Origin of the sequence: Enterococcus sp. AZ040 (assembly GCF_050499185.1) — a bacterium.
GTDB classification, from domain to species: Bacteria; Bacillota; Bacilli; order Lactobacillales; family Enterococcaceae; genus Enterococcus_D; species Enterococcus_D entomosocium.
Genome location: NZ_JBMHEW010000001.1, coordinates 22133 through 48938, shown reverse-complemented (window position 1 = coordinate 48938; position 26806 = coordinate 22133). Strand labels below are relative to the sequence as shown.

Genomic DNA, 26806 nt, shown 5'->3' with positions numbered 1-26806 from the left:
AAAGCCGCCCTCCCTTGAGGACGGCCCATAAAAAAATCCGCTTCCGATTCCCCTTCTTAGTCAAAGGGCGCTCTCGGAAACGGATTATTTTTTTAGTTTAATTCAGCTGAACCAACCGCTGTTTTGGCTGTCACTGTGCCTGTAGTCGTCAATGAAAGCTGACGCACTTTTTCGGCATTCGTGATGACCGTCAAAACGTCTGTCTGTTTGCCAGCTGCGATAACGGCATCTAGATCCATCACTGCAAGCTTCGTTTCTGGTGTGACTGTATCACCTTCAGAAACAAGAACCTCAAATGGCGCACCTTTTAGTTCTACAGTATCCAAGCCCATGTGGACAAGAACTTCCGCGCCACCAGGCGTTAAAATCCCGATTGCATGTTTCGTTTCAAAAATGCTAGAGATCGTACCTGCAACAGGAGCATAAATCGTTCCGTTCGTTGGCTGAACAGCAAAGCCGTCACCCATCATTTTTTGAGAAAAGACAGGATCAGAAACTTCAGTGATGGCAACCACTTTCCCATCAGCTGGGGCATAAAGGGTTTCTTCTGAAACTTGTGTTGCTTCTGGGGCTGCAGTTGTCGGTGCAGCAGTCGTTGGTGCAACAGCCGCTGCTGCAGCTGTATCAGCAGCCAATTGCGGTTCTAATTTATTTAAGAAGGTAACTTTTCTAAAGACGATAGTGCAAACAAAAGTGATCGCAATCGTCACCGCCATTGAGATGAAGACCATTGGATAGTTTTCAATTTTAAATGATAAGAAGCCGGGCAGTCCCCCTACACCAATACCTAATGCACGGGTATTCGTTGCAGTGATCAGCATTCCACCGAAGGCAGAACCTACCATTGCTGCGACAAATGGGTAAACATATTTCAAATTGATCCCGAACATCGCTGGTTCAGTAACCCCCATGTAAGCAGAAATCGTTGCTGGAACAGAGACTTGTTCTTCTTTTTTATTGCCACGGTGAAGGAACCAAATCGCCAATACTGCCGTACCTTGCGCAATATTTGACAGCATGATCATTGGCCAAAGGTTTGTTGTCCCAAAATCCGCTACTAATTGAGAGTCGATCGCTAGCGTTGTATGATGCAATCCGGTAATAACCAAAGGCGCATACAAGCCACCGAAAATGAAACCAAATAACCAGTTTAATGGTGAGGTCAAGCCAGCATTTACGACCCAAGAAATGCCTGATCCGATTTGCCAACCGATTGGACCTAATACCATGTGAGCTGCTAAAATAGTTGGCAGCAATGAGAACAATGGAACGAAGATCATTGAAACCGCTTCTGGAATCCATTTCCGGAAGAATCTTTCAAGATAAACCAATAAGAAACCTGCCAGCATTGCTGGGATCACTTGTGCTTGATACCCAATTTTATCAATAGTGAAGAACCCGAAGTCCCACGTATAATTTTGGGCGATTTCTGCAGCAGAAGTTGAACTTACTGAATAAGCATTTAATAATTGCGGTGAAACCAATGTAATCCCTAAAACAATCCCTAATATTTGCGTGGTTCCCATCTTACGTGTAATACTCCAGGTAATCCCTACTGGTAGAAAGTGAAAGATCGCTTCACAGGGCAGCCATAAAAAGCCGTTGACACCGTTCCAAAAAGTAGAAGCTTGCGTAATGGTTTGTCCACCTAGAGCTTCTAACGGTACACCTTCTAAGAAATTTCTCAGCCCTAGCATCAAACCACCGACAATAATCGCTGGTAATAACGGGGTAAAGATCTCAGCTAACGTAGCAATCGCTCGTTGCACGATATTTTGATTGTTTTTTGCAATCGCTTTGCTTTGTTCTTTAGAAACACCTTCTATTCCTGATACATCGGTAAAATCATTGTAAAACGTTGAGACATCATTGCCGATAATGACTTGGAATTGTCCCGCATTCGTAAACATCCCTTTGACACTTGGAATTTCTTCAATTGCCTTTTCGTTTGCTTTTGTCTGATCGTTCAAAACAAAACGCATCCGTGTCGCGCAATGTGTTACTGCGGCGATATTTTCTTTGCCGCCAACATATTCCAGCAGCTTCTCAGCATCATCACGATACTTTCCCATAATTAATAAACCCCTTTCATATCCACTTGTATATATATGTTTTAATTACGCACTAATCATAACTTGATAGTTTTGATATTGCAAGCGTTTCAAACCAATTTTTTTCACTTTTTCTACAAACAATACAAGTGAATAGAAAAGGTACCGTATTAAAACCTTAATAAATAAACGTTTTTTAAAATATTTGATTAATATAAAATAATATTGCCAATGACTTTATTTACTGTTTATTTAACAAAAAAGAATAAAAAAACAGGTGAGATAAATTGAAATAGCTTACAAATTACGTTATAATCATCTTGCATGTATAGACAAGTTTAAAGGAGGACAACTATTGTGAATACGATTATATTGTCTAAGGAAGAATGGCTGTTAACGGATCAAACCGGTACGACCTATCCGTTTTCTGGGACAGACAGTGAACGAGTTGCTGCACTGACCGCGCAGCTGCAGAAAATGGAAGGTGGCGGGATCGTCTCTGAATCGCTGGTGTTTACGAATGAAGAAGGGACTTTTTCACTGGACCAATGGTTGACAGAAAAATTGAATCGTCCCTTTGTTTGCACCACGAAAGAACAGTATGAAGAAAAAAGTGCTGAAATTCCTTGGAACCTCGAATACTATGGCTACACCCCTGGTAAAGATGAATACTCGGTGGAGTCACTTTTAACCGTCGGCAACGGCTATCTAGGGCTGCGAGGCACGACGCCTGAGATGACCATTTGTGAAGCGAACTATCCAGGGCTGTATTTAGCAAGTCTTTACAATACGGTGGAATCTGATGTTTCTGGTCATACCATCAGCAATGAAGACTTCGTCAATGCACCGAATCTGCAAAAAATGTACGTGAAGATCGATGATGAAGTGATCGACATTGCCAACAATCAGCTTCTTTCCTTTAAACGGACATTAGATCTGAAGACCGGCTTGTTCCAATCAGTGGCAGAAATTGAAACAAAAAAACAAAAGAGTCTGCGAATCGAAACGAAGAAAATCGCCAATATGCAAGACGTTCACCAATATAGCTTGGTCTATCAGTTTACCCCGCTGAACTTTTCCGGCACCGTTACTTTCGTCAGTGAAGCCGACGGATCGGTCTATAACTATAACGTCGCTCGTTACCGTAGCTTAACCAACCAGCATTTGACCGTGAAAGAGACAGCAGCTGAACAAAACAAAGCGCATTTAGTGGTCACCACTAACCAATCACAGATTACCGTTGTCCAATCCTCTGAACTGTTTTCACAGGACCTGCCATTGGCTGAGCTGCACGCTGAAACAAACGACCAGCTCGTCCGTCAGCAAGTAGCCCTTGAGGTGACGGAGGGACAAACTTATCGGGTCGAAAAATCAGTCACTGCTACCGCTTATCGGCAAGAGGATCCGCAACCGGCATTTACGTTTTCTTCCTTAGCATTACCTGATTTTGCGACGATGTATACCGCCTCAAAACAAGCCTGGGCTGAATTATGGGCGAAAGCGGCCATCGAAGTCACTGGTGACTTGATGTCGCAAAAAATGCTGAATCTGCATACGTATCATCTGCTGGTCTCCGCAGCACCGAATGCTTATCAGGAGTCCTTAGATGCCAGTATCACTGCCCGTGGCCTACATGGTGAAGCCTATCGCGGTCATATTTTCTGGGATGAACTGTTTATCTTACCCTTTTACATTCTACATTTTCCTGACACCGCCAAAGAAATTTTGCTGTATCGCTACCGCCGCTTAGCTGCTGCCAAAAAAGATGCCCAAAAAGCCGGTTACCAAGGCGCCATGTTCCCATGGCAATCAGGCTTGGATGGCAGTGAGCAATCCCAAGAACTGCATTTGAACCCTATCAGCGGCGAATGGAAAGAAGACCACAGTCGCTTGCAGCGCCACGTCTCCTTAGCGATCGCTTATAACATTTGGCAATATTGGCACAACACACAAGACCGTCCCTTTATGGAACAATATGGATTAGAATTGATGTTAGAAGTCGCCCATTTCTGGCAAAGTGCTGCCACCTGGGATGATACTGCTCAACGTTACTTTATCGATAAAGTCATGGGACCAGATGAATTTCATGAAAGCTACCCAAATAGTGAACAAGGCGGCTTGAAAAACAACGCCTATACCAATATGATGGTAGTATGGTTGTTTGAAGAGATCGAGAACCTCCAACAACAACTATCAGCAGAGAGCTTCCAAGCAGTATTGGAGAAAACGGCTTTAACCCCAGCGGATATTGCTGCTATGGCAGATATTCGTACCAAATTAGGCTTAGAGATCGATCACGAAGGCATCATCGCACAGTTTGAAGGGTACTTCCAGTTGGAAGATCTGGATTGGGCCCATTATAAAGAGAAATATGGCAACATTTATCGGATGGATCGCATCCTAAACGCTGAAGGCAAGAGTGCTGACAGCTACAAAGTCGCGAAACAAGCCGATAGTTTGATGATTTTCTATAATTTCTCAAAAGAGCAAGTCAATCAAATTTTGGCGGATCTTTCTTACCAACTGCCAACAGACTATATTGAAAAAAATCTCCATTATTATTTGGCTCGCACCTCCCACGGCTCGACTTTGTCGCGGATCGTTCACGCTCAGTTAGCGGCAATGGTGGAGGATCAGGAATTGGCTTGGTCGTTATACCAAGAAGCCCTCTCTTCTGATTATCGTGATATCCAAGGCGGGACCACGGCAGAAGGCATTCACGCCGGTGTCATGGCCGCTACGTTGTTTATTCCGTTAACCACTTTTGCTGGGATTGATATTCGAGAAGAGCAACTGCAGATCACACCAAACTTGCCAAAAGCTTGGGACAGCTTAGCCTTTCAGCTAGAAGTTCGCGGCACCCGCTTTGCATTGAATGTTACACATGAAACATTGACGATCACCGCTGATCAGCCAGTCACGATCTTAGTGAATGGGCAGCAAGTTTCTCTAGAAGCAAAGAAAGAAGCAACGATTACTTACTAAAAGGAGTGTTACACATGAAAAAAGGATTTGTTTTTGATTTAGACGGCGTTATCACGGATACAGCTAAATACCACTACATCGCATGGAAAGAATTAGCTGCGGAGATTGGGATCGAGATCGATTTGAAATTCAATGAGCAGTTAAAAGGCATTAGCCGCATGGATTCTTTAGAGCGAATCTTAACACTAGGCAACAAAAATGATGCCTACACAGAAGTCGAAAAAGAAGCCTTAGCGACAAAGAAAAATACCCACTATGTACAATTATTACAAAGCTTGACTCCTGATGATCTATTGCCGGGGGTAAAGACGTTCCTTGATGAAGCCAAAGCAAAAAATATTCCTTGTGCCATCGCTTCGGCATCCAAGAATGCGCCGTTTATTTTGGACAAACTAGGTGTCATGCAAGACTTTGATACGATCGTTGACCCAGCAACCTTGAAAAAAGGCAAACCAGATCCAGAAATCTTTATCCAAGCAGCGCTGGCACTAGGCATTGAACCGGCAGAAGCAGTTGGCTTTGAAGATGCTCAAGCAGGGATCGACGGCATCAAAGCTGCTGGTATGTACGCGGTAGGCGTTTATTCAGGAGAAGAACTACACGGTGCAGATGTGATCGTTGAAAAATTGACGGATCTAAACATTGACGAACTTTTGGCGAAATAGTCGATTGCATTTCCAAATTGGCCTCGCTATAATAGCCAAAGAGGGGGCAATCCGATGAACAAGTTCAAAGAGATATTTTTAGATTTAGAACAAAAAATTCTAGCAAACGAATACCCTCCGCATTCTTTGCTGCCTAGCGAAAACCAATTGATCAAAACTTATGGTGTCTCCCGCGAGACTGTCCGTAAGGCATTGAATTTATTGCGGGATGCTGGTTATATCCAAAAGAAACAAGGGAAAGGTTCGATCGTTTTAGACTTGAATCGCTTTGATTTCCCGATTTCTGGCTTGACGAGTTTTCGTGAGCTGCAAGATACCCAACGCATTCCTAGTGAAACAAAGGTTGTCGAGATCCGTAAGATCGCCGTTTCGCCAAAGCTGCACGAGACCACTGGTTGGCCTGTCGCTTCTGAGGCATGGAAACTGATCCGTCAGCGGAGAATCGATGGAGAAGTGGTGATTTTGGATAAAGATTACCTTGATGCTTCTATCATCGAAGAGTTGCCAGAAAACCGAGCGAAAGTATCGATTTTTGATTACTTTGAAAATGATCTTGGCCTTGAGATCGCTTATGCACAAAAAGAAATCACTGTTGACCCCGTCAACAAAGAATTGCGGGATCTAATGGATCTGCGTCCTGAAGATCAGCATGTCGTTACGGTTCGCAGCCTCGTGTATCTAGAAGACACGCGCTGTTTTGAATACACCGAATCGATCCACCGACTGGATAAATTCCGCTTTGTGGACTTTGCCCGTCGACGCAAGATTTGATGGACGTATAGACGTGAAAAAGACAAAACAGACCTAGACTTCACCGAGAAGTCTGGGTCTGTTTTATCTTTCAATCCCCCCCTCTCGAGATGATGCTGGATCGATCCTTCCTCTTTTCGCCTCTGTCGCTAACGATTCATCCTTTTGCTTTCCCGGCGTTTGGCTGCCGACGAACAAAAAAGGCTCAATCATTTATGGGACTGATGAAAAGCACAGTTGATTTTGAACAACTCAGTCGTCCTTATTAACAGTCAGCCACACAAAAAAAGCAGTACCCTCTGAGAGGATACTGCTTTTGCTTGCTATTTGGCGTAATCCGTTGCGCGGGTCTCGCGAATAACGGTTACTTTGATATGACCTGGGTAATCCAAATCGTCTTCGATCTTCTTGCGGATGTCGCGAACCAATCGTACAGCATCCAAATCAGAAATCTCTTCTGGTTTGACCATTACACGGACTTCACGTCCGGCTTGGACGGCAAAACTGGAATCGACACCTTTGAAGCCGTTGGCGATATTTTCTAGGTTTTGCAAGCGGCGAATATAATTTTCCAATGATTCGCTGCGGGCACCTGGACGGGCTGCTGACAAGGCATCTGCGGCTGCAACTAAAACAGAGATAACCGATGTTGCTTCAACATCTCCATGGTGAGAAGCGATCGCATTGATCACCACACCATTTTCTTTGTATTTGGCAGCTAACTCAGCCCCGATCTCAACGTGAGAGCCTTCGATTTCATGGTCAAGGGCTTTCCCGATATCATGCAAGAGTCCGGCACGTTTGGCTAACTGGATATCTTCACCTAATTCTGCGGCAAGAACACCGGTTAGTTTTGCGACTTCGATCGAGTGGTTCAAGACGTTTTGTCCGTAGCTGGTACGGAAACGCAAACGACCTAAAATCTTGATCAAGTCTGGATGAAGGGTGTGAGCACCGACTTCAAAGGCTGCTTGTTCCCCATATTCACGAATATGCTCATCCATTTCTTTCCGAGATTTTTCGACCATTTCTTCAATTCGAGCTGGATGGATCCGGCCGTCTTGAATCAGTTTTTCAAGGGTCATACGAGCAATTTCACGGCGAATCGGATCAAATCCTGATAAGACGACTGCTTCTGGCGTGTCATCGATGATCAAATCGATCCCTGTCAATGTTTCAAGGGTCCGAATGTTCCGACCTTCTCTTCCGATGATTCGACCTTTCATCTCATCATTTGGTAATGATACGACCGATACCGTGGTTTCAGACACTTGGTCTGCGGCACAACGTTGGATTGCTAGGGACAAGAGATTTTTTGCTTTTCGATCTGCTTCTTCCTTCGCACGCTGTTCAGATTCTTTGACCATGATCGTTAATTCATGGTTCAATTCCTCTTCCGTTGATTTCATGATCAACTCTTTTGCTTCATCTCTAGACAGCGCGGCGATGCGCTCTAATTCTTTCTGTTGTCCATCGATTAAGTTTTCTACTTCTTTTTCTCGCTCGTCAATTAATTGTTGTTTCTCACTAAGTCTGCCTTCTTTATCTTCAAGTGAGCGTTCTCGTTTTTCCAAAGAATCGTCCTTACGATCAAGTACTTGTTCTCTTTGGAGTAAACGATTTTCTTGTGATTTTAAATCAAGTTTGCTTTCTTTCAACTCACTTTCAATCTCTGACCGATACTTCTGATTTTCTTCCTTAGCTTCTAACAATGCTTCTTTTTTAAGAGTTTCTGCTTCTTTCTTAGCGCTTTCGATAATTCCAGCTGCAGAATTTTGGGCGCCGTTGATTTCTTTCTCATGACGAGATTTCGTCACATAAACTCCTAATCCAAGACCGACAATTAAACCGATGATAGCGAGGAGAATGTAAAGTAGTTCCAATGAATCCACCTCCATACTATCTTTTTAAATATTTTGTAATTTTGATTAACAAAGGATAACAAAATTATCAATTCGCTACTTCTTATGTGGAAATCCACATACGTTTATTCTAATGTTTGAACACAAGAGTGTCAACTTTAAATAATAAAGTAAACTTTCGCAACCCTTCCTTTTTACGGATGTTTTTTCAACAATAGATGAATCTAGCAAAAAGCCACAAAAAAGCCAAACAACCTCGTTGTTTGGCTTTTCAAGACTTATTCGTCTAATGGTAATTCTTCTTGCGCTTCCTCGAGGGTTACGGTCTCTCCTGTTCCAATCCCGTAAGCATCGCGGACGCGAGCAGAAACTTCTAGCATCATTTCTTGGTGTTCACGCATATAGTTTTTGGCGTTTTCACGACCTTGACCGATGCGATCCCCTTTATAGGCATACCACGCACCGCTTTTATCAACGATGTCTTGTTCCACGGCCATATCCAATAATTCACCTTCTTGTGAAATACCTAGACCATACATCATGTCGACTTCCGCTACTTTAAATGGTGGCGCTACTTTGTTTTTGACTACTTTGATCTTCGTGCGGTTCCCGATGATATCTGTACCGGATTTCAATTGCTCAGCACGACGTACTTCCAAACGGATGGTTGAATAGAATTTCAACGCACGTCCACCAGGTGTCGTTTCTGGATTCCCAAACATGATCCCAACTTTTTCGCGAATTTGGTTGATAAAGATCGCGATCGTTTTCGTTTTGTTGATGGAACCAGAAAGTTTCCGTAATGCTTGTGACATCAAACGAGCTTGCAAACCAACGTGGGTATCACCCATTTCACCATCGATCTCCGCTCGTGGGACTAAAGCTGCTACCGAGTCAATAACTACGATATCAACCGCACCACTTGAAACTAAGGCGTCAGCGATCTCTAATCCTTGTTCCCCTGTATCTGGTTGTGATAACAAAAGATCATCGATATTTACACCTAATTTTTGCGCATACTGCGGATCTAACGCATGTTCGGCATCGATAAATGCTGCTGTTCCGCCATTTTTTTGGACTTCCGCAATGGCATGTAAAGCAACTGTCGTTTTACCAGAACTCTCTGGGCCGTAAACTTCTACGATCCGTCCTCGTGGGTAACCACCTACACCTAATGCAACATCCAAGGCCAATGAACCACTTGGGATCGTTGAAATTTGTTGATCAACTTTTTCGCCAAGCTTCATGATGGCACCTTTACCATAGTTCTTTTCAATCTTCTTTAGTGCAGCATCTAAGGCTGCTTTACGATCATCTGCCAAACGGATAATCCTCCTTATATTCATCACTTTCGTGTGTCGTTCATAAGATAATAATAGTCCTTCTAAAGGGAAATTGCAAGAAAAAACGAACAAACATTCGCATTAATTTAATAATTCCTTACGTATTTGATTTAAGCCTGCCATGACAGCACTATGCCGAATATAGGCGCGGTCGCGGTTGAAGTGATACAGCTGGCTTGAGACGCCTTTGTCAGAAGCTAAGGCGATCCAAACAGTGCCTTTGGGCTGGCCTTCTAGTTCGTCTGGACCAGCAACACCGGTGAAGGCCACCGCATAATCGGTCTCTGCTTGTTTGCGGGCATAGACGGCCATTGCTTCCGCACACTCCTGACTAACAGTCCCATAGCTTTCTAAAAGCGCTGAATCGATGCCTAAGAGCTTGCTTTTTGTTCCAGCAGAATATGTCACGAACCCACCGGAAAACACCTCAGAGACGCCAGGAATCCCTCCTAGGGTCGCTTGAAACAAACCAGCGGTCAAACTTTCCGCTGCGGTGACGGTTTTCTTTTTCTCGATTAGTAGATCGACGACTGTTTCTGCCAGCGAATTTTGTTCCCCATATCCATAGAAATACGCACCGACCCGTGCTTGGACGGTTTCTTCTAATGCATCCAATTGTTCGATTCCTTGCGCCTCATCTGCGGTTTTGACCGTCAGACGCAATGTGACCTCATTGGGTTTGGCATAAGGGGCGATGGTGGGATTGACTTGGTTCTCGATCAAATCGGCCAATTCTGTGACCAACGCCGATTCCCCGATCCCGTAATAGCGCAAAACGCGAGAAAGCAAGACTTCTTCTTGGGGAAACTGCTCTAACAGAAGTGGTTTTGCGTGGGTAAGAAACATCGCCTGCAGTTCACTTGGCGGTCCTGGCAGCAGCAAATAACTGGTAGCGGCTGTCTGATAAAAAATCCCGATCGCTAGTCCATTGGGATTTGGCAAAGACACACCGTCTTTGAAGACTAAGGTCTGCCGCAAATTGTTTTCCGTCATCCTCCGTTGACTGTTTTCAAAGAAGGCTTTCAATTGGTGATAACCTGGTTCATCTCGCACTAATTCCTGTCCCACATGGCGCGCAGTGACTTGTTTCGTCAAGTCATCGTCGGTGGGCCCTAAGCCGCCGCACAGCACGATCAAGTCGCTGCGTTTGTCGGCGATCGTCAGCAATTCCTCTAAGCGATTGGGGTTGTCCCCGACAACACTATGATAAAAAACATCGATCCCTAGACTTGCCAGTTCTTCTGACAAGAAGGTCGCGTTCGTATTCACCACCTGTCCTAAAAGTAATTCGGTCCCGACTGCAATAATTTCTGCTTTCATTCTTTTACTCCTTCATTTATCAGATACGTAAAAGTCTTTCATATTGACAAAAAAAGTCCAGAAAACTTCTGAACTTTCGTGACTTGTATCCTTGTTTTTATCGCTTCTTTATCTAGATCTAGAAATTTTACATAGAATCTTTAAAAACATTCGTATTTTTTATGAAATAATCGACCCCGGAATAGATCGTAAAGATCAAGCATAGATACAACATGATTTGATCGACAGGTAAACCGATCATTGAAAAGGGAATGTTGTTCAAGAACAAGAAAATGATCGCAACCATTTGTGTCGCGGTTTTGATTTTCCCCGGCCACGCAGCAGCCATGACTTCGCCACTTTGTTCCACTAACAACAAGCGTAAACCTGTCACTGCCAACTCACGGCAAACGATGATCGAAACTACCCAGCCTGGGGCTTTGTCTAATTCGACCAGCATGATAAAAGCCGTCATGACGAGCATTTTATCTGCTAACGGGTCAGCAAACTTCCCGAAGTTGGTAACAAGGCCTCTGGAACGAGCGATCTTGCCATCTAGCCAGTCCGTAATGCTGGCTGCCGCAAAAAGGATCGCTGCAATAAGGTGCGTGTTTTCTAATTGTGTCGTACCAACGGTCATCGTGCCAAGATCGATCGGCAAAACCAAGACCAAAATAAAGATGGGGATCATAATGATCCGTAATACAGTTAATTGATTGGGTAAATTCACGAAATAGACTCCTCTCTGCCGACTATTGTACGAAATAACGGCAAATCATGCCACTACTTCTGCTTTTCACCAGTCGGGTGCAACAGATAACTTTTTAGCTAATGATACCTCAATAAGGCGCATTTGTCAGATTTATGCCGCATCGTCTTGGTATTCAATCACGAGACGGACCGTCTTTTGTAACAATTCAAATTGCGGATCAGAAAAGTCCACTTCCTGTCCATTGGCCTTGATGGAGATATTTTGGCTTGCTCCCAGGGTCAAAGTTGCATTCGTGGCGCCTTCTGGCAGCGTCATCGATTGCGTTTCCCCCGCTTGTAGAGTGTATTGGTACACATAAGCGTTGTCAACTTGTACACCGACCCAACAAGAAGCATCTAGCCCAGTAAATGCCAATTCAATAGGGTTTTCCGCATCTTTCATCGTGATCGTGATCGACGATTGCGTCGAATCACTGGCAGTCATCGTCATTTTCGCTTCGCTGGATTCCGTCGTACTTGATGACTCCGTCGCTTCACTCGAAGTACTGGTTTCTTCCGTACTTGTCGTGGTGGAAGCTGTAGACGCCGAATTTTCTACCACGAGAGAAGAACTCCCTTGGATCATCGGTGTTGTATTACGGTCTTGCCAAGCCATGTAGCCCACGATACTCACGATCGTAATGGCCACCAGGCCTAATAGAATCATCGGCAAATAGCGGACGACAAATGAGCCGCTTTTTTCTTCTACGTGCTGTGCTTTTCGTGAGCCGCTGACGGTTTCAGGCTGCGGTCTTTTTGGTAAGGGAGCGTCTAACGTATCTTTGCCATCAAAAACGGCCACCAATTTGTCGCCGTCTTCTCCAACCGCTGCTGCATATTGGCGAATAAACGCGCGGACATAAAAAGTGCCTGGCAATTGATCAAAACGCTCCGCTTCAATTGCTTCTAAATAGCGTTTTTGGATCTTTGTCATTTGTTGTAATTCAATCAATGAAATGTTCTTATCTAAACGGGCTTGCCGTAATTTTGCTCCAATCGTTGTTTCGTTGGCCACTCGATCATCTACTCCAGTCTTTTATTCATCTTTAAAAAAAGCCCTAAAATCGCTTCGCTGCTTGTCGTAAGGTCAGCAAAGCTGCTCTATCATTTTAAAACAGGGGTTCCCTGTATCAGTCAATAAAAAAAACTCCGTCACGCCGATTTCCATCTGGGCGCGCCGTCTACTAAATATAACATTTTTTCCGTGATTTTTTGCAAAAAAACAAAAAAAGATTTTGCTTCAATAATTAAAGAATACCATAAAAGAAAAAGTCTGAGGATAGCCTAACCACAACTCGCAAACAAATTTTAATACTTTTCGCCAAATTGGCATCAAAATGCAAGAAAAAACCACCCTTTGACGCAAAAAGAAAACACTGAATGATCTAGGAGGTGGGCAGCCCTTGAGCTGTTGGGCCTTCCTCCTTGAATCATTCAGTGTCGCTTAAATGACAGCTGTTTGACAAAACCAGCCTTCGCTTAGGCTTTTTCCGTTGGATACATGTAAAAACGGCTAAACGCTTTAGGATCGATAAAGGAACGAGCCGCTTGCTGAACATCTTCTAAAGTGATCGATTGGATCACCTCCGGTAGATCAAAGAGCGTCGTTTCACCGAATAAGCTTTGGGTAAACTGGTTTGCAATAAACTCCAATGAGTTCAGTGATTGGAAATATTTCCCTAGCATTTTCTTCTTCAATAACGTCAAGTTTTCTTCATTAATCTCTGGGTCGTGCTGGAAATTCATTAAGATCGCTTCGATCTCTGCCAACATTTCTTTTGGCTCTTCAGAATCCCCCGAGAAATCGGCAAAGTAAAAGCCGCGATCCAAGTTCACTTCAAATCCAAACGTGTCATCGATGATGCCTTGATCATACAGACGCAAATAATTGGCGGAAGTATTGCCCAAAACCAATTGGCAGAAAAGGTTCAACGCATTTTTGAAGCGTAAGAGCTCTCTTCCTGATTCCGGCAGTTTGTTCAAGTCCCCTTTGATCCCTAACACGCCTTTAGCACGTGTCACTGGCATGGTAAGGCTTGATTCTGCTTGAATATCGGCAAAGGTTTCTTCAGGAAACTGGCGAATGATCGCTTGCGTTTCTGGAAAGGTCTTGGCCGCTTGATTGGTCCGAATCCACGCCATCGTTTCTTCCGGATCGATGTTGCCTACCACAAAAAGTGTCATGTTGCTTGGGTGATAGAAGGTATTGTAGCAAAGATACAAGTCTTCTGCGGTGATCTGCGCAATGCTTTCCACCGTACCAGCGATATCGATATGCAGGGGGTGCTTCGGATACAAATTTTTGATGATGCCGAAAAACTGCTGCCAGTTCGGATCGTCATCATACATTTGGATTTCTTGGCCAATGATCCCTTTTTCTTTTTCGACGGTTTCTTCTGTGAAATACGGGGCTTGAACGAAATCGATCAACGTTTCAAGGTTCAGCTTGATTTGATCGGTTGCCGAAAAAAGGTAGCTGGTTTTCGTGAAACTGGTAAAGGCATTGGCAGAAGCCCCCTGCTGACCAAAGGTTTGAAAGACATCGCCGTCTTCTTTTTCAAACAGTTTGTGCTCTAGAAAATGGGCAATGCCATCTGGAACTTGATGCAATGCTTCGGGTGAAAACCCGAAATGATTGTCGACAGAGCCATAGTTCGTACTGAAAAGTCCGTAAGTTTTATGGAAATCGGCTTTTGGCAGCAAATAAACTTTCAAGCCGTTTGGCAATACTTCTTCATAAAGGGTCTCATTGATTTGCTGATAGACTTTTTTATTCATGGGTCGTCTCCTTATCCAGGAAGAATACAGCTTGCAAGGACACGTTTTTGGCCAATGCTTGGACATCTGCTACGGTCACTTGAGCCAATTTCTGCATAAATTCATCTTCCGTCATTTTCGTATTCGGTACCCACTGATTCAGATAGGCTGTTTCGATCAGTGCTTGTGGGTTATCCAACGAAAGCAAGTACTGGTTTTTCAACATCGCTTTTGTTTGTGCCAGTTCTTCCGCTGTGACTTCGCCACGCTGCAAGCTTTGCAGCTGTTGTTCGATCAATTTGAAGACCTTGTCGCGGTTTTTGCCGTCGATTCCTGTTTGGACCGACAAGTACCCGCGAAACGTATCGATACTGCTGGAAGCATAATAAGCCAAACTTTCTTTCTCTCGGACATTCATAAACAGTTTTGAATGAGGGAATCCGCCAAACAACCCGTTGAAGACCATAAAGGCGATCCGCTCGGCTTGGTCATAATACACGCCAGTATGATAGCCTAAGTTCAATTTGGCTTGAATGATTGGTTCCCGCAAGATTTTCTCGCGAATGATATTTTCCGCCGCTTGCTGATAAAAGACCGGTATTGCTTGGTCTGGCCGATCGGTAAAGGCCATGTTCTGGAAAATCTCCGCGACTTCTGCTTCAACCACATCGCCGATCACAAAAAGATCGATTTGGTCATTGTCCATCATTGAGCGATAGGTTTGGTAAAGCTCTTTTGCGGTCACAGCTTCTAAGTCTTGGGGACGGCCAAAGCTCGGATACTTCTGATTCTGATCGTTTTCGAAATACAACTCTTGCAGCCCTAAAGAAGCCAATGCTTGCTTATCTTCTGCCACGCTGTTCATATAGGCGATCAAGTTGTGCTTTTCGATGGTAAAGTTCTTTTCCTCAAATTGCTCCTCGTGGGCATTCGGATGGAACAAAACTTCTGCTAAAAAAGCGGCTGCTTGCGGCAAGACTGCTTCATCTGACACATACTTCCCGTTGACAAAGGACATCGCTGCATTGATTTGATGCAGATTGCCCCGTTTGTTGACATTCATTCCGAAGCTGGCACCGTAAAGCTCCGCCAGTTGACTGCTAAATGCGGTCTGCGTCGGATAAGCCAAACTAGTCGTTTCTAATAAACTAGTCAATAAAGTCCGTTTGGCGGTCATTTCGGCCTGCAATGGTGCAGTGAACCGAACGAAAAAACGGATCGTTTTATACTTTTTGGTCGGCAGCACCGTTAACCGAACACCTTTTTTTAATTCAATAGACATGTGACACCCCTTCTAGAAGCAAAATTATCTCTTCAATTATAGCATAGCTGACAAACTTTCTCCTTGGCTCATTGATCAAACCTGCTGCAGCGAGCGTTTTTTTTTATAAATCTTGCATTTTTCGCTATACTGTCAGTAAGATTTAGAAGGGAGGATACAGGATGATTAAAGAATTTAAAGAATTTATTTTACGAGGAAACGTCATTGACTTGGCGATCGGGGTCGTAATCGGGAGTGCCTTCACCGCAATCGTCACTAGTTTAGTTGAAGGATTGCTGACACCATTGGTTTCATGGATCTTATCACTCTTCGGTAACGCCGATGCCTTTTCTGGCTTGGTCTTTGAACCCGCCAAAAATGTAGTCTTTGATTTTGGCCGCGTCATCACTGCCATTATTACGTTCTTGATTACCGCATTTGTCTTGTTCTTGATTGTCAAAGCAGTGAACAAATTACGCAATCTGAAACAACAACCTGAGGAAGACGAAGTACCAGAAATCACTGCAGAGGATTATTTAGAAGAGATTCGTGATCTTTTAAAAGCGCAAACGCCTACTGCCAACACCGTTGATCCACGTCCAACATCATTGGACGATACGATCAGATAAGAAACCGGCTCTTTGTCATTAAGGACAAAAGAAGCAATTCGGATTCATCCGATCCATCAATCATAGCGCTAAAAGAAGCAAGCACGGCGAACCTCTCTAGAGAGTCGCTGTGCTTGCTTCTTTTTTCATCCCGACATGCAGGATCCCGTCTTCATAAAAAGGCGGTGTAATGGTTTTAAAGCCATACTGGCCGTAGAATTTTTCTAAGTGGGCTTGTGCTTCGATCTCAATAGGCAAAGCCGGATAACACTGCTCAATGCGATGCAAAACTTCTTTGATCAGACGATGGCCTTCTTTTTGCCCCCGGTATGCCGGTGCCACAATGACCCGACCAAAATGCACCGTTTGTTCCTGCTGGAAAATACGGGCATACGAAACGACCTGCCCGTCCTCATCAAGGGCCCATAAATGTTTGGCCTGTGCATCGATCGCATCGATCTCCTGATACGCACACGCTTGTTCCACCACAAAAACTGCCGTGCGCAAACGGGCAAGTTGATAAAACTCCACCCCAGTCATTTCCCCTAACTCTTTTAGAAAAAACGCCATCCCATCACTCCTTATCTTGTTGAACCAAAAAAGAGTCAACAAAGTGTCAACTCTTCTTGTTTCAAACAGCTTCCGATAAAAATTCAATCTCAACAGTTCTGGTTAAAATATCTGAATAACTATAAGAAACCCGCTCGAATGAATTCTCGTTTGGATCCAAATCTACAACAAAAACTGAAGGATAAGTTTCTGTCAAAACGCCGCGACGTTCAGTTTGACGCTTACGTCCAGTCTGAGCAACTAGCATAATCTCACTACCGATACGGCCTTCTAAATCTTTCTTGATTGTAGCTAAAGTTGTTGGCATCGCATTCACCTCGAGCATCATTATACCACGAAATGCAGAAAATTTCAAGTTTACCATAAAATAATTCTACTTTCAATAAGATTTTTGTTAAACGTCTTTGATAAGCGCTATCAATTTTGTCCTACCGCGACTGAAAGCGCTTTTTATTTTTTCGTAAGACAGCTTTTCTTGCGCGGCAATCTGATCAAGTTCTAATCCTTTTAAATAATTCATTATAACCATTCTTTCTAAAGACGATAAACTTTTCGGATACTCTACCAACGATTCATTAACAAACAAATAGGTCTCTGCAGTTTCCGCACAGCGATTATGATCGGTCAAAAACCGATTGCCTTCCTGTGAAAGCTTTTCTTCCAGCGAGCAGGCATCGACTTGGGCTTTGCGTTTTTGGGCATGCTGCGCCCGCAACAAGCTGCAGATACGGTTTTCAAAGGATCGCTTAAACAAGATACCCAGCGTCGTTCCTTTGTCCTGATCGTAAGTCTTTAGACACTTATTAAAAACGATCCGGCCTTCTTGCAGCCAATCATCTAAGTCATAATCCCGCAGATAATATTTTTTATGCAAAATCTCAACGATCGGTCGATATTTTCTGAACAACTCTTCAAATCTATCAGAAGGGTGTGATACTTGTCCTTCTTCCCTGCGCATCGATATCACTCCTTTTGTTTTTGCTTCATTTGCTACAAAAGGAGCGTATCATAAATGGCTGGGACATCTTCTAATTTACCAGACCAACTTTGTCCCTAACTAAGGTCGCGCAATTTCTTTTCAAGTTCAGCTAATTGTTCCGGTGACCAAGGGGAATTGCGCCGGAAATTTTCAAACCGCAAATCGGTTTGATGCTCGTGGATGTCTTTTTCCGTTTTTTCCACGCTTTTGTACAATTCCCGTGCCGAAGTTCGTAAGGCACCTTGAGAGAAGATCACCCACTGTTCGGCTAAATCGCTGGTAGCGACGGTGACTTGCGTCAATCGATTGTTTAATTCACCAGCGATTCGTTCAATGTAGCTATCGGCGGTCTCTCCTTCTTCGGTAAAAATAACTTCCAGCTGATATTTGGTGTAACTTTGTGTCACACCAGGCACCAGTTGGGCATCAAAAACAACGATGATTCTCAAGCCTTCATATTTTGCATAATTCGATAGCCGGTTCAGCAAAGCTTCTCTCGCATCTTCTAAACGGTCCTGATTTTTCAAAAGAACCAGCTCCGGCCAAGCGCCAATCATATTGTAGCCATCCACGATCAGCAAAGGGGTTTTCATTGGGATGCCCCATTTCGGCTAGTAAAGGCCTGATACATCAACAAGCCTGCCGCCACACTGGCGTTCAAGCTCTGCACGTGCCCGGTCATTGGGATCGTCAGCATTTGATCCACTTCTTTTTTCAAACCTTCCCCCATGCCGCGACCTTCGTTACCGATGATCAAACCGACCGCCCCTTGGGCATTCCATGTACGGTAATCACTGCCACTCATATCAGTACCGAAGATCCAAAAACCAGCTTTTTTCAGCTGCTGGACTGCTTGGGTCAAGTTGGTCACTCGAGCCACAGGGATATGTTCCACTGCGCCGGTCGATGTTTTCACCACGATCGGCGTGATCCCCACCGCACGGTGTTTCGGAATGATGATCCCGTCTACGCCGCTGGCATCAGCGGTTCGCATGATGGAGCCGAAATTATGGGGATCTTCTAGATTATCTAAAATCAGATACAGCGGCTGTTCTTTCGTTTGGGCCAACAATTCATCCAAGGTCAAATACTGGTAAGGGGTGATCGCCAAGATCATGCCTTGATGGACCCCTTGGTCACTCATCGTATCCAGCTTTTGTTTTGGCACCCATTTGACAGGAACTGCCTGTTCCCGTGCCATTTCTTTCAGACGATCGATCTTTTCTCCCCTTGCCTCTTCAGAAAGAAACAGCTTGTTGCCTCGCCCTTCTTTCAAGGCTTCAGCAACCGCATGATAGCCAAAGACAAAATTATCTTCGATGGCTTCTCCCTCGGCTTCTTTGCGGCGATCCGGTCTATTTTCTTTTCTGGCTTCTGATTGGCCAGCTGTTTTTTTATTTGGACGCTTTTTTTGCGGTTTTTCTCGCATCTTCTTCTCCTACTTTCTTTATACACCAGTCTACCAGCTCGTCTAAGCGTTCTTTTTGCTGCGTGAGGTGCAAATACCCGATCAGCGATTCAAAGCCAGTAGCGATGCGATACGTCGTGACATCGGCATTTTTGGCACCCGTATGACTTTTACTATTACGGCCGCGGCGATAAAAATCATGTTCTTCTTCGGTCAGGATCTCTTCATCCAACATCTTTTGGATCAACGCCGCTTGGGCTTTGGCAGATACATAGTGGGTCGCCATATGGTGCAGTTGGTTTGGTCGGGTTTGGCCTTGGGCGACTAAATAATCGCGAATATAGACTTCATAGACCGCATCCCCCACATAGGCCAATGCCAAACCATTCAATTGTTTATAATCTCTCATACTTCTCGTCTCCATCGGGTTCCTTGCGGGGTATCTTCTAAGATGATCCCTTGTTCTTTCAACTCATCACGGATTTGGTCGCTGCGGGCAAAATCTTTGGCTTTGCGGGCGGCGATTCGTTCATTAATCAGCTGTTCGATTTCTTCATCTAGCAATTCTTCTGATACAAAATAAATCCCGAAAATCGTCAGCCATTCGCTGAACTTGGCTAATCCAGCGGTTAATAAAGCCAAGTCTGTTTCTGGGTCTTCGCTAGCTAAGTTCAGCCACTTCGCCAATTCATAGACCACTGTGATCCCATTAGCCGCGTTGAAATCATCGTCCATTTCTTTGATGAAACGTTCTTCAAATTCTTCCAGAACCGGTGCATTGACTTCCTCATCGCTGGCTTGATAGTGACTGCTATTCAAGCGGAATTTGGCATTTTCATAGGTCGTACGCAATTTTTGCAGATTGGTTTGTGCTTCATGCAAGGTAGTCTCGCTGTATTTGATTGGTCGGCGGTACTGAGTCGTTGCCAAAAAGAAACGCAGCACCTGTGGATCAACTTTTTTGACCATCTCATGCACCGTGACGAAGTTGCCCAGCGACTTACTCATTTTTTCTTCGTCTTCACCGATCGTCACATAGCCATTATGCATCCAATAGTTGGCAAAGGTCTTGCCGGTTTTTGCCTCGCTTTGGGCGATCTCATTTTCATGATGAGGGAAGGTCAAGTCTTGTCCGCCTCCATGAATATCGATGGTCTCGCCTAGGTGTTTGGTCGCCATCACTGAGCATTCGATATGCCAGCCGGGACGGCCGGCTCCCCAAGGAGATTCCCAAGCGATCTCATCGCCTTTTGCCGCTTTCCACAAAGCAAAATCCAACGGATCTTCCTTGATTTTTTGTTCTTCACCGGTTCGCTGGCTTGCGCCGACTTCCAGCTCGTCGATGGATTGGTCGCTTAATTGCCCATAGTGAGCAAATTTACGGGTACGGTAATAAACATCGCCATTGACTGGATAGGCATAGCCTTTTTCTACAAGAGCAGCAATAAAGGCAATGATGTCTTCAATATGATCCATCACACGAGGATTCATCGTAGCAGGTTTGACATTCAGCGCTGCAGTATCTTCATTGAAGGCGTTGATAAAACGCTCTGCCACTTCTGGGGCCGTCGTACCTAATTCTTTTGCTGCACGAATGATTTTATCATCGACATCAGTAAAATTCATCAAATAGTCCACTGTATAGCCGCGGTATTCGAAATAACGACGTACGGTATCAAATGAAACAGTACTGCGGCCATTCCCGATATGAATATAGTTATAGACGGTGGGTCCGCAAACATACATTTTTACTTTCTTTTCTTCCAATGGCTGAAACACTTCTTTTTCTCGTGTCAGCGTATTATAGATTTTAATCATCGTGGGTAACCTTCTTTCCTTTGATTCGAACGATCTTTGCCGGGATGCCGACAGCAGTTGCTTCTGCGGGGATATCCTTCAAAACCACTGCATTGGCGCCGATCTTTGCATATTCACCGATCGTGACAGGACCTAAGATCTGCGCATGGGCTGAGAGAAACGCACCTGTTTTAACCGTGGGATGACGCTTGCCCCGCTCTTTGCCGGTTCCCCCCAGGGTGACTCCGTGAAACAAGACGACATCATCTTCAATGATCGCCGTTTCCCCAATCACGACCCCCATCCCATGATCGATAAAGACCCCTTGGCCGATCTGGGCACCAGGATGAATCTCGATCCCGGTCAAGAAACGCCAAAACTGGGCCGTCAGTTTTGCCAAAAAATACCAGCGATGCTGAAACAAAAAGTGCGCCCAACGATGCCAAAATAAGGCATGGAATCCCGGATACGTGATGATGATCTCCAACGTTGATCGCACCGACGGATCGTGTTTTTTTGTTGCCGCAATTGCTTTTTTGAACCAAGTCATCTTCTCACCTGCTTTATCCAAACTTCTTGATACGAAAAAAGCGTCTTTCAAATAAGTTTCCTTATTCAAAAGACGCTTTTTTGCGTGGTCCCACTTTTGTTCGCAGTTCGGCACTGCCTTCAAGCGGGTAACGTCCGCTGCTTCGTCTTTGACTTGCGCCAAAGCCACTCCTAGGTGCATTTCCTAGCCTTTTTTGACCACTCTCACCTTCCGTGGCCTCTCTGAAAAAAATCGGCTAGTACTTCGTCTATTCGCTGTGTTTATAACACGTTATTCAAATGATCAAGGGCTTTTTCTTTCCCTAATAATTCAACGGTATCCGGTAGTTCTGGTCCATGGGTTTGGCCTGAGACCGCCACTCGGATCGGCATGAATAAATTCTTGCCTTTGATGCCTGTTTCTTTTTGGATCTCCTTGATAGCTGCTTTGACTGCTGCAGCTTCAACGACTGGCATCGCCTGTAATTTTTCTTTAAAGGCTGTCAAAACCGTCGGTACGGTTTCTCCTGCTAAGACTTCTTTGGCTGCATCATCTAATTCAGGGTGTTCTTCGAAGAACAATTCCGAAAGGTCGACGATTTGTGCCGCAAAACTCATTTGCGGTTGATACAAGGAAACGATTTTTTTCAACCAAGCAGCTTTTTCTTCGGTCAATGTTTCTTCGATGCGACCGGCTTTTGCCAAGTAAGGGACGCACATTGCCGTCAATTCATCCAGATCCATTTGTTTCATGTACTGGTTATTGACCCATTCCAACTTCTTGGCATCGAAGGCAGCTGGTGATTTGCTCAACCGTTCAGGATCAAAGATTTTGATCAATTCTTCTTGAGAGAAGATTTCTTCTTCCCCTACTGGTGACCAGCCTAAAAGTGCAATGAAGTTGAACATAGCATCTGGCAGATAACCCAACTCACGGTATTGCTCGATGAATTGGAGAATCGATTCGTCCCGTTTGCTTAATTTTTTCCCGGTTTCGCTATTGATGATCAACGTCATATGCCCGAATTCTGGTGCTTGCCAGCCAAATGCTTCATAGATCATCAACTGTTTTGGTGTGTTGGCGATGTGGTCATCTCCACGCAGCACATGGGTGATTTTCATATGATGGTCATCGACTGCTACTGCAAAGTTGTAAGTCGGCATACCGTCACGTTTTTGGATGACAAAATCGCCACCGACATTATCTGATTCAAAAACGATCTCGCCTTTGACCATGTCGTGGAATTTGTATTCAGTATTGCGAGAGACACGGAAACGAATCACTGGTTTCAAGCCTTGTGCTTCTTTTTCGGCTTGCTCTTCTGGTGTTAAGTTGGCACATTTCCCTGCATAATGGGGCATTTCGCCACGAGCTCTTTGGCCTTCACGTTCGGCTTCCAGTTCTTCTTCCGTACAATAACACTTATACGCACGATTGCTTGCAAGCAATTGATCGATCAGTGGTTGGTAGATATCGCCGCGTTCTGATTGACGATACGGACCGTATTCTCCTGGATTTTCAGGTGATTCGTCCCAATCCATTCCTAACCATTGCAAGTTTTCAAGCTGGCTTTTTTCACCATCTTCAATGTTTCTTTTTTGATCGGTGTCTTCGATTCGGATAATAAATTCACCGTCATTGTGACGAGCAAACAAATAATTGAATAAAGCCGTCCGAGCATTCCCGATGTGTAAATGTCCTGTTGGACTTGGCGCGTAACGTACACGTACTTTTGTCATTGTTTTCCTCTTCCTTCATCTGATTTCCAAGCCAGCCAAGCTGCTTGGGGCTTATTGTTCAGTTTAGTGGGAAAGACCCGCGTAAAAAACAGAACCCTCAAGTTGAATTGTACAATCAATAACCCAATTAGTAAAGGCAGCTGGCATATTTTACGCCAGCTGCCTAGGATTATTTCTCTGATTTCGATCCTTCTTTGTTGTCGATGCCGCGACCAGAATGGGCTGGTTTGGCAAAAATCATCCGCCCAGCTGCCGTTTGCAAGGCGCTGGTGACGATCACTTCGATGTGTTCATTCATGTAATGCTGGCCATCTTCCACCACGACCATCGTCCCGTCATCTAGATAAGCGACCCCTTGCTGCCGCTCCGTGCCAGCTTTCACTACTAAGACGTGCATGCTTTCTCCTGGAATCACCACTGGTTTGACCGCATTGGCCAACGCATTGATATTCAAGACCGGCACATTTTGAAATTCAGAAACTTTGTTTAAGTTGTAGTCATTAGTCACAACGACACCATCCAGCAATTTCGCTAACTTGATCAGCTTGCTGTCGACTTCGGAAATGTCTTCAAAATCGCCTTCGTACATCTCAACTGCGATGCCTTCTTCTTTTTGCAAAGCATTCAAAATATCCAAGCCGCGACGGCCCCGGACCCGTTTCAAACTATCGCCAGAATCTGCGATGTATTGCAATTCATACAAAACGAAATTCGGGATCAGCAGGACGCCTTCCAAAAAGCCGGTTTTGGCAATATCATAGATCCGGCCATCAATGATCACGCTGGTATCCAAAATTTTGTATTTGTGGAAATGGTCCGCGATTTTTCTTTCTAGCATCTGCTGTTCATCTTGCTCTTGAGGCTCTGCCTTTTTGTTTTTCGGGGCAAAGACTTTTTTCCATTCATCGATCCGTGTCGTCCCGATCTGAAAACCGAGATACCCTAACAGGACCATCACTAAGATTGGGGCGATCCCGTTGATAAAAGGAATATCCCAATTGTAAAAAGGAATCGACACGATCACACCGATCATCAGACCGATGATCGAACCAATTGCGCCAAACAAGAGATAGGTTAAGCTCAATTCACTTAGTTTTTCTTCAATTTTGCGAATACCGGCTGCAATATATTTCGCTAATAGTAAAGATAATAAAAAGAAAATAAGGGCTCCAAGCAAACTATTAGTGATGTTATTATTCAGCCATTCATTTTGGGTTTGCCCAATGGCTTGCCATGCGATGGGCATCAGTGAGATCCCTAGACTTGCTCCGGCAAGTACCATTAGTGCGGTAATGACTCGTTTCTGCATACATGTTCCTCCATACTCCAGTAGGTTTCTTTTGTTCAAAAATCCGTGCTGCCAAACTGACTCCTTCCACCAGTCAGCGGCTGTCGGTTGGTTCAATGAATGAACCAGCAGCGTCAGGGCAAGAGGAAGGGAGATTGCCCCTTTCTCTTGCAGTGACTCCACTTTAACGGAAGACTTTCCGTAAGGTTTCGGCTAAGGTAGACACGCCTTCGACTTCGATGCCTTTTGGCGGCTGCCAACCAGTCAGATTGTTTTTAGGCAAATAAACTTTTGTAAAGCCCAGTTTCTGCACCTCTTTGACCCGTTGTTCGATCGCATTGACTCGGCGAATCTCACCCGTCAAGCCAATTTCACCGATAAAACACTCCGTCGGGCTGGTGCCTTTTTCTTTATAGCTGGAGGCGATACTAACAGCGATTGCTAGATCGATCGCGGGTTCATTTAATTTGACCCCGCCGGCTGCTTTTAAGTAGGCATCTTGATTTTGCAGCAGCAAACCTGCCCGTTTTTCTAAAACCGCCATGATCAGCGAGACCCGGTTGAAGTCTAGCCCCGTCGTCGTGCGTTTGGCATTGCCGAACATCGTTGGCGTGACCAGTGCTTGGATCTCCACCAAGATTGGCCGACTGCCTTCCATTGCCACTACGATCGCCGATCCGGTTGCGCCTTCTAAGCGTTCTTCCAAAAAGACTTGTGACGGATTGGCGACTTCTTTCAACCCGCCTTCTTCCATTTCAAAAATCCCGATCTCATTGGTGGACCCAAAGCGGTTTTTGACGGCCCGCAAAATCCGAAAGCTGTGGTGCTTTTCGCCTTCGAAATACAAGACGGTATCCACCATGTGCTCCAGCATCCGCGGTCCTGCGATCGAGCCTTCCTTCGTCACGTGGCCAACGATAAAGATGGCGATGCCATTGGTTTTAGCGATTTTCAGCAATTCTGCGGTCGTTTCTCTCACTTGGCTGACACTGCCTGCCACACTGGTGATATCCGGTTGGGTCATGGTTTGGATCGAATCGATGATCACATAATCTGGGCGGATGTTTTCGATCGCTTTACTGATCTCTGACATGTCCGTTTCCCCATAGAGATAAAATTCCGTGTCGATGGCGCCTAAGCGCTGCGCCCGCATTTTGATCTGCTCGGCACTTTCTTCTCCTGACACATACAAGACCGTTCCGCCGATCGCTGCTAATTGCTGGGAAACTTGCAAGAGCAGCGTCGATTTTCCGATCCCGGGATCCCCACCGATCAAAATTAAGGAACCTGGGACCACGCCGCCGCCTAAGACGCGATTCAACTCAGCGAGTTTCGTTTGGACCCGCGGTTCTTTTTTCGGTACGACATCGGCAATTTTCGTCGGCTGCATCTTTTGCCCCGTCAATGTCGTACGTACACGACGATCAGCGGTTTCTTGGATCACTTCTTCTACCATTGAATTCCAGCTGCCGCAATTGGGGCATTTTCCTAAATATTTAGGGGAACTATACCCGCAATTTTGACAGACAAATTGACTTTTTGCTTTTTTTGCCATTGATCTCCTCCACTACTTCTATCAAACAGACCCCCAGGCAGGATTTACTGATTCGAGGAGCCAAAGCCGCCGGTTCGGCTGGCAGTGGTTGTATCTTGATCAGCTTTTAAGAACGGCAAGAAAATTCCTTGGCCGATCCGCTCGCCTTTTTTAATGACGACATCTGTGGGGCCGAAATTAGTAAACTGGAACATAATATGCCCTTCATTATCTGGATTGTCATAGTAATCGCTGTCGATGACGCCGACACCATTCGTCAAGACTAAGAAACGTTTCAAAGGATTGCTGGAACGATTTGTCAGCTGCAAATACTCGTCTTCCCCCATATAGGCTTTGATCCCAGTGGGAATCAAGGTTGGCTTCAACTGTTTTGCGGTCTCTTTCGCAAAAAGCGCTTTGACCCCATCGATCACGCCCGCTTTCCAAATGCTTGGCACCACGATTTCTTCCGCGGCTTCAAAGTCATAACCAGCCGCATGATGGGTGGCACGTTGAGGCAAGGTGATGCTTTTTTCTTTATATGATGTAATAATTTCAAATCCTCGTAATTTCATGGGTTCCTCCAATAATAAAACATATAGCTATTTTAGCATAGGAAGAACTATTTTCT

The 26806-nt window shown here is 44.8% G+C and carries 24 protein-coding genes and 1 other annotated feature; of the genes, 4 read left to right on the top strand and 20 right to left on the bottom strand.

What is annotated here, in order from left to right; translation table 11 throughout:
• Nucleotides 1–92: 92 nt before the first annotated feature.
• Nucleotides 93–2072 carry a PTS system trehalose-specific EIIBC component gene (treP, locus tag IGK63_RS00220; protein WP_008376729.1) on the bottom strand — a complete coding sequence of 660 codons (1980 nt, stop codon included), beginning with the start codon at nt 2070–2072 and terminating at the stop codon, nt 93–95.
• A gap of 336 nt (nt 2073–2408) precedes the next feature.
• Between treP and IGK63_RS00215 the strand changes: the two genes are divergently transcribed.
• From IGK63_RS00215 to treR, 3 genes are read left to right on the top strand one after another with little or no spacing between them, the layout of a single operon-like run.
• Nucleotides 2409–5036, top strand: coding sequence for a glycoside hydrolase family 65 protein (locus IGK63_RS00215; protein WP_429972416.1), 2628 nt, complete (start codon nt 2409–2411; stop codon nt 5034–5036).
• Nucleotides 5037–5050: 14 nt separating this feature from the next.
• On the top strand, nt 5051–5701 hold the full coding sequence (pgmB, locus tag IGK63_RS00210) for a beta-phosphoglucomutase (RefSeq protein ID WP_005232889.1): 651 nt from the start codon (nt 5051–5053) through the stop codon (nt 5699–5701).
• A 54-nt stretch (nt 5702–5755) separates the two neighbouring features.
• A complete protein-coding gene (treR, locus tag IGK63_RS00205; protein WP_005226457.1) occupies nt 5756–6472 on the top strand; it encodes a trehalose operon repressor in 717 nt (238 codons plus the stop codon).
• Between the two features lie 302 nt (nt 6473–6774).
• Here treR and rny read toward each other — a convergent pair whose 3' ends face one another.
• The 7 genes from rny to yfmF form a co-directional block, all read right to left on the bottom strand.
• Nucleotides 6775–8349, bottom strand: coding sequence for a ribonuclease Y (gene rny, locus IGK63_RS00200; protein ID WP_005232891.1), 1575 nt, complete (start codon nt 8347–8349; stop codon nt 6775–6777).
• Between the two features lie 242 nt (nt 8350–8591).
• Complete coding sequence (gene recA / locus IGK63_RS00195; protein ID WP_008376737.1) at nt 8592–9635, bottom strand: recombinase RecA; 1044 nt, start codon at nt 9633–9635, stop codon at nt 8592–8594.
• 102 nt (nt 9636–9737) lie between these two features.
• Nucleotides 9738–10976 (bottom strand): competence/damage-inducible protein A, encoded by a 1239-nt coding sequence (locus IGK63_RS00190; RefSeq protein WP_016611658.1) that lies wholly within the window; start codon nt 10974–10976, stop codon nt 9738–9740.
• A gap of 127 nt (nt 10977–11103) precedes the next feature.
• A complete protein-coding gene (gene pgsA, locus IGK63_RS00185; RefSeq protein WP_005232894.1) occupies nt 11104–11685 on the bottom strand; it encodes a CDP-diacylglycerol--glycerol-3-phosphate 3-phosphatidyltransferase in 582 nt (193 codons plus the stop codon).
• Nucleotides 11686–11817: 132 nt separating this feature from the next.
• Entirely contained in the window at nt 11818–12720 is a 903-nt protein-coding gene (locus IGK63_RS00180) for a helix-turn-helix domain-containing protein (protein WP_005232895.1), read from the bottom strand.
• A 464-nt stretch (nt 12721–13184) separates the two neighbouring features.
• Nucleotides 13185–14483, bottom strand: a complete 1299-nt coding sequence (yfmH, locus tag IGK63_RS00175; protein ID WP_005232896.1) for an EF-P 5-aminopentanol modification-associated protein YfmH — start codon at nt 14481–14483, stop codon at nt 13185–13187.
• Nucleotides 14476–15744 (bottom strand): EF-P 5-aminopentanol modification-associated protein YfmF, encoded by a 1269-nt coding sequence (gene yfmF / locus IGK63_RS00170; protein ID WP_005232897.1) that lies wholly within the window; start codon nt 15742–15744, stop codon nt 14476–14478. The genes yfmH and yfmF overlap by 8 nt, the downstream gene beginning before the upstream one ends.
• 161 nt (nt 15745–15905) lie before the next feature.
• On the opposite strand from yfmF, the gene mscL reads away from it, so the two are divergent.
• A complete protein-coding gene (gene mscL / locus IGK63_RS00165; RefSeq protein ID WP_005232898.1) occupies nt 15906–16352 on the top strand; it encodes a large conductance mechanosensitive channel protein MscL in 447 nt (148 codons plus the stop codon).
• Nucleotides 16353–16448: 96 nt separating this feature from the next.
• Here the strand turns inward: mscL and IGK63_RS00160 are convergent, their stop codons facing one another.
• From IGK63_RS00160 to IGK63_RS00105, 12 genes are all read right to left on the bottom strand, one after another.
• Entirely contained in the window at nt 16449–16901 is a 453-nt protein-coding gene (locus IGK63_RS00160; protein WP_016611661.1) for a GNAT family N-acetyltransferase, read from the bottom strand.
• 61 nt (nt 16902–16962) lie between these two features.
• Nucleotides 16963–17208, bottom strand: coding sequence for a Veg family protein (locus tag IGK63_RS00155; protein WP_005226417.1), 246 nt, complete (start codon nt 17206–17208; stop codon nt 16963–16965).
• A gap of 87 nt (nt 17209–17295) precedes the next feature.
• Complete coding sequence (locus tag IGK63_RS00150) at nt 17296–17859, bottom strand: sigma-70 family RNA polymerase sigma factor (protein WP_005232901.1); 564 nt, start codon at nt 17857–17859, stop codon at nt 17296–17298.
• Between the two features lie 95 nt (nt 17860–17954).
• Nucleotides 17955–18473, bottom strand: coding sequence for an NYN domain-containing protein (locus IGK63_RS00145; protein WP_005232902.1), 519 nt, complete (start codon nt 18471–18473; stop codon nt 17955–17957).
• On the bottom strand, nt 18470–19309 hold the full coding sequence (rlmB, locus tag IGK63_RS00140) for a 23S rRNA (guanosine(2251)-2'-O)-methyltransferase RlmB (RefSeq protein ID WP_016611666.1): 840 nt from the start codon (nt 19307–19309) through the stop codon (nt 18470–18472). The genes IGK63_RS00145 and rlmB overlap by 4 nt, the downstream gene beginning before the upstream one ends.
• The gene (locus tag IGK63_RS00135; RefSeq protein WP_005232904.1) at nt 19275–19697 is read right to left on the bottom strand and encodes a Mini-ribonuclease 3; all 423 of its coding nucleotides are present in this window, start codon (nt 19695–19697) and stop codon (nt 19275–19277) included. The genes rlmB and IGK63_RS00135 overlap by 35 nt, the downstream gene beginning before the upstream one ends.
• Complete coding sequence (gene cysS, locus IGK63_RS00130) at nt 19694–21106, bottom strand: cysteine--tRNA ligase (protein ID WP_005232905.1); 1413 nt, start codon at nt 21104–21106, stop codon at nt 19694–19696. The genes IGK63_RS00135 and cysS overlap by 4 nt, the downstream gene beginning before the upstream one ends.
• Nucleotides 21099–21635: a serine O-acetyltransferase EpsC gene (gene epsC, locus IGK63_RS00125; RefSeq protein ID WP_034872105.1), complete on the bottom strand. Its 537-nt coding sequence runs from the start codon at nt 21633–21635 to the stop codon at nt 21099–21101. The genes cysS and epsC overlap by 8 nt, the downstream gene beginning before the upstream one ends.
• A 65-nt stretch (nt 21636–21700) precedes the next feature.
• Nucleotides 21701–21899, bottom strand: a binding site (T-box leader).
• Nucleotides 21896–23353, bottom strand: coding sequence for a glutamate--tRNA ligase (gene gltX, locus IGK63_RS00120; protein ID WP_005226398.1), 1458 nt, complete (start codon nt 23351–23353; stop codon nt 21896–21898). It overlaps the preceding feature by 4 nt.
• Nucleotides 23354–23522: 169 nt before the next feature.
• On the bottom strand, nt 23523–24662 hold the full coding sequence (locus IGK63_RS00115; RefSeq protein ID WP_005232908.1) for a PIN/TRAM domain-containing protein: 1140 nt from the start codon (nt 24660–24662) through the stop codon (nt 23523–23525).
• Nucleotides 24663–24825: 163 nt separating this feature from the next.
• The gene (radA, locus tag IGK63_RS00110; RefSeq protein ID WP_005226394.1) at nt 24826–26196 is read right to left on the bottom strand and encodes a DNA repair protein RadA; all 1371 of its coding nucleotides are present in this window, start codon (nt 26194–26196) and stop codon (nt 24826–24828) included.
• 44 nt (nt 26197–26240) lie between these two features.
• Entirely contained in the window at nt 26241–26750 is a 510-nt protein-coding gene (locus IGK63_RS00105) for a dUTP diphosphatase (RefSeq protein ID WP_005232909.1), read from the bottom strand.
• Between the last annotated feature and the right edge of the window lie 56 nt (nt 26751–26806).

Coding starts and splice junctions, on each gene's coding strand:
- treP (WP_008376729.1), bottom strand. CDS start 2,072: ATGGGAAAGTATCGTGATGATGCTGAGAAGCTGCTGGAATATGTTGGC.
- pgmB (WP_005232889.1), top strand. CDS start 5,051: ATGAAAAAAGGATTTGTTTTTGATTTAGACGGCGTTATCACGGATACA.
- treR (WP_005226457.1), top strand. CDS start 5,756: ATGAACAAGTTCAAAGAGATATTTTTAGATTTAGAACAAAAAATTCTA.
- rny (WP_005232891.1), bottom strand. CDS start 8,349: ATGGAGGTGGATTCATTGGAACTACTTTACATTCTCCTCGCTATCATC.
- IGK63_RS00190 (WP_016611658.1), bottom strand. CDS start 10,976: ATGAAAGCAGAAATTATTGCAGTCGGGACCGAATTACTTTTAGGACAG.
- yfmH (WP_005232896.1), bottom strand. CDS start 14,483: ATGAATAAAAAAGTCTATCAGCAAATCAATGAGACCCTTTATGAAGAA.
- yfmF (WP_005232897.1), bottom strand. CDS start 15,744: ATGTCTATTGAATTAAAAAAAGGTGTTCGGTTAACGGTGCTGCCGACC.
- mscL (WP_005232898.1), top strand. CDS start 15,906: ATGATTAAAGAATTTAAAGAATTTATTTTACGAGGAAACGTCATTGAC.
- IGK63_RS00160 (WP_016611661.1), bottom strand. CDS start 16,901: ATGGCGTTTTTTCTAAAAGAGTTAGGGGAAATGACTGGGGTGGAGTTT.
- IGK63_RS00155 (WP_005226417.1), bottom strand. CDS start 17,208: ATGCCAACAACTTTAGCTACAATCAAGAAAGATTTAGAAGGCCGTATC.
- IGK63_RS00150 (WP_005232901.1), bottom strand. CDS start 17,859: ATGCGCAGGGAAGAAGGACAAGTATCACACCCTTCTGATAGATTTGAA.
- IGK63_RS00145 (WP_005232902.1), bottom strand. CDS start 18,473: ATGAAAACCCCTTTGCTGATCGTGGATGGCTACAATATGATTGGCGCT.
- rlmB (WP_016611666.1), bottom strand. CDS start 19,309: ATGCGAGAAAAACCGCAAAAAAAGCGTCCAAATAAAAAAACAGCTGGC.
- IGK63_RS00135 (WP_005232904.1), bottom strand. CDS start 19,697: ATGAGAGATTATAAACAATTGAATGGTTTGGCATTGGCCTATGTGGGG.
- cysS (WP_005232905.1), bottom strand. CDS start 21,106: ATGATTAAAATCTATAATACGCTGACACGAGAAAAAGAAGTGTTTCAG.
- epsC (WP_034872105.1), bottom strand. CDS start 21,635: ATGACTTGGTTCAAAAAAGCAATTGCGGCAACAAAAAAACACGATCCG.
- gltX (WP_005226398.1), bottom strand. CDS start 23,353: ATGACAAAAGTACGTGTACGTTACGCGCCAAGTCCAACAGGACATTTA.
- IGK63_RS00115 (WP_005232908.1), bottom strand. CDS start 24,662: ATGCAGAAACGAGTCATTACCGCACTAATGGTACTTGCCGGAGCAAGT.
- radA (WP_005226394.1), bottom strand. CDS start 26,196: ATGGCAAAAAAAGCAAAAAGTCAATTTGTCTGTCAAAATTGCGGGTAT.
- IGK63_RS00105 (WP_005232909.1), bottom strand. CDS start 26,750: ATGAAATTACGAGGATTTGAAATTATTACATCATATAAAGAAAAAAGC.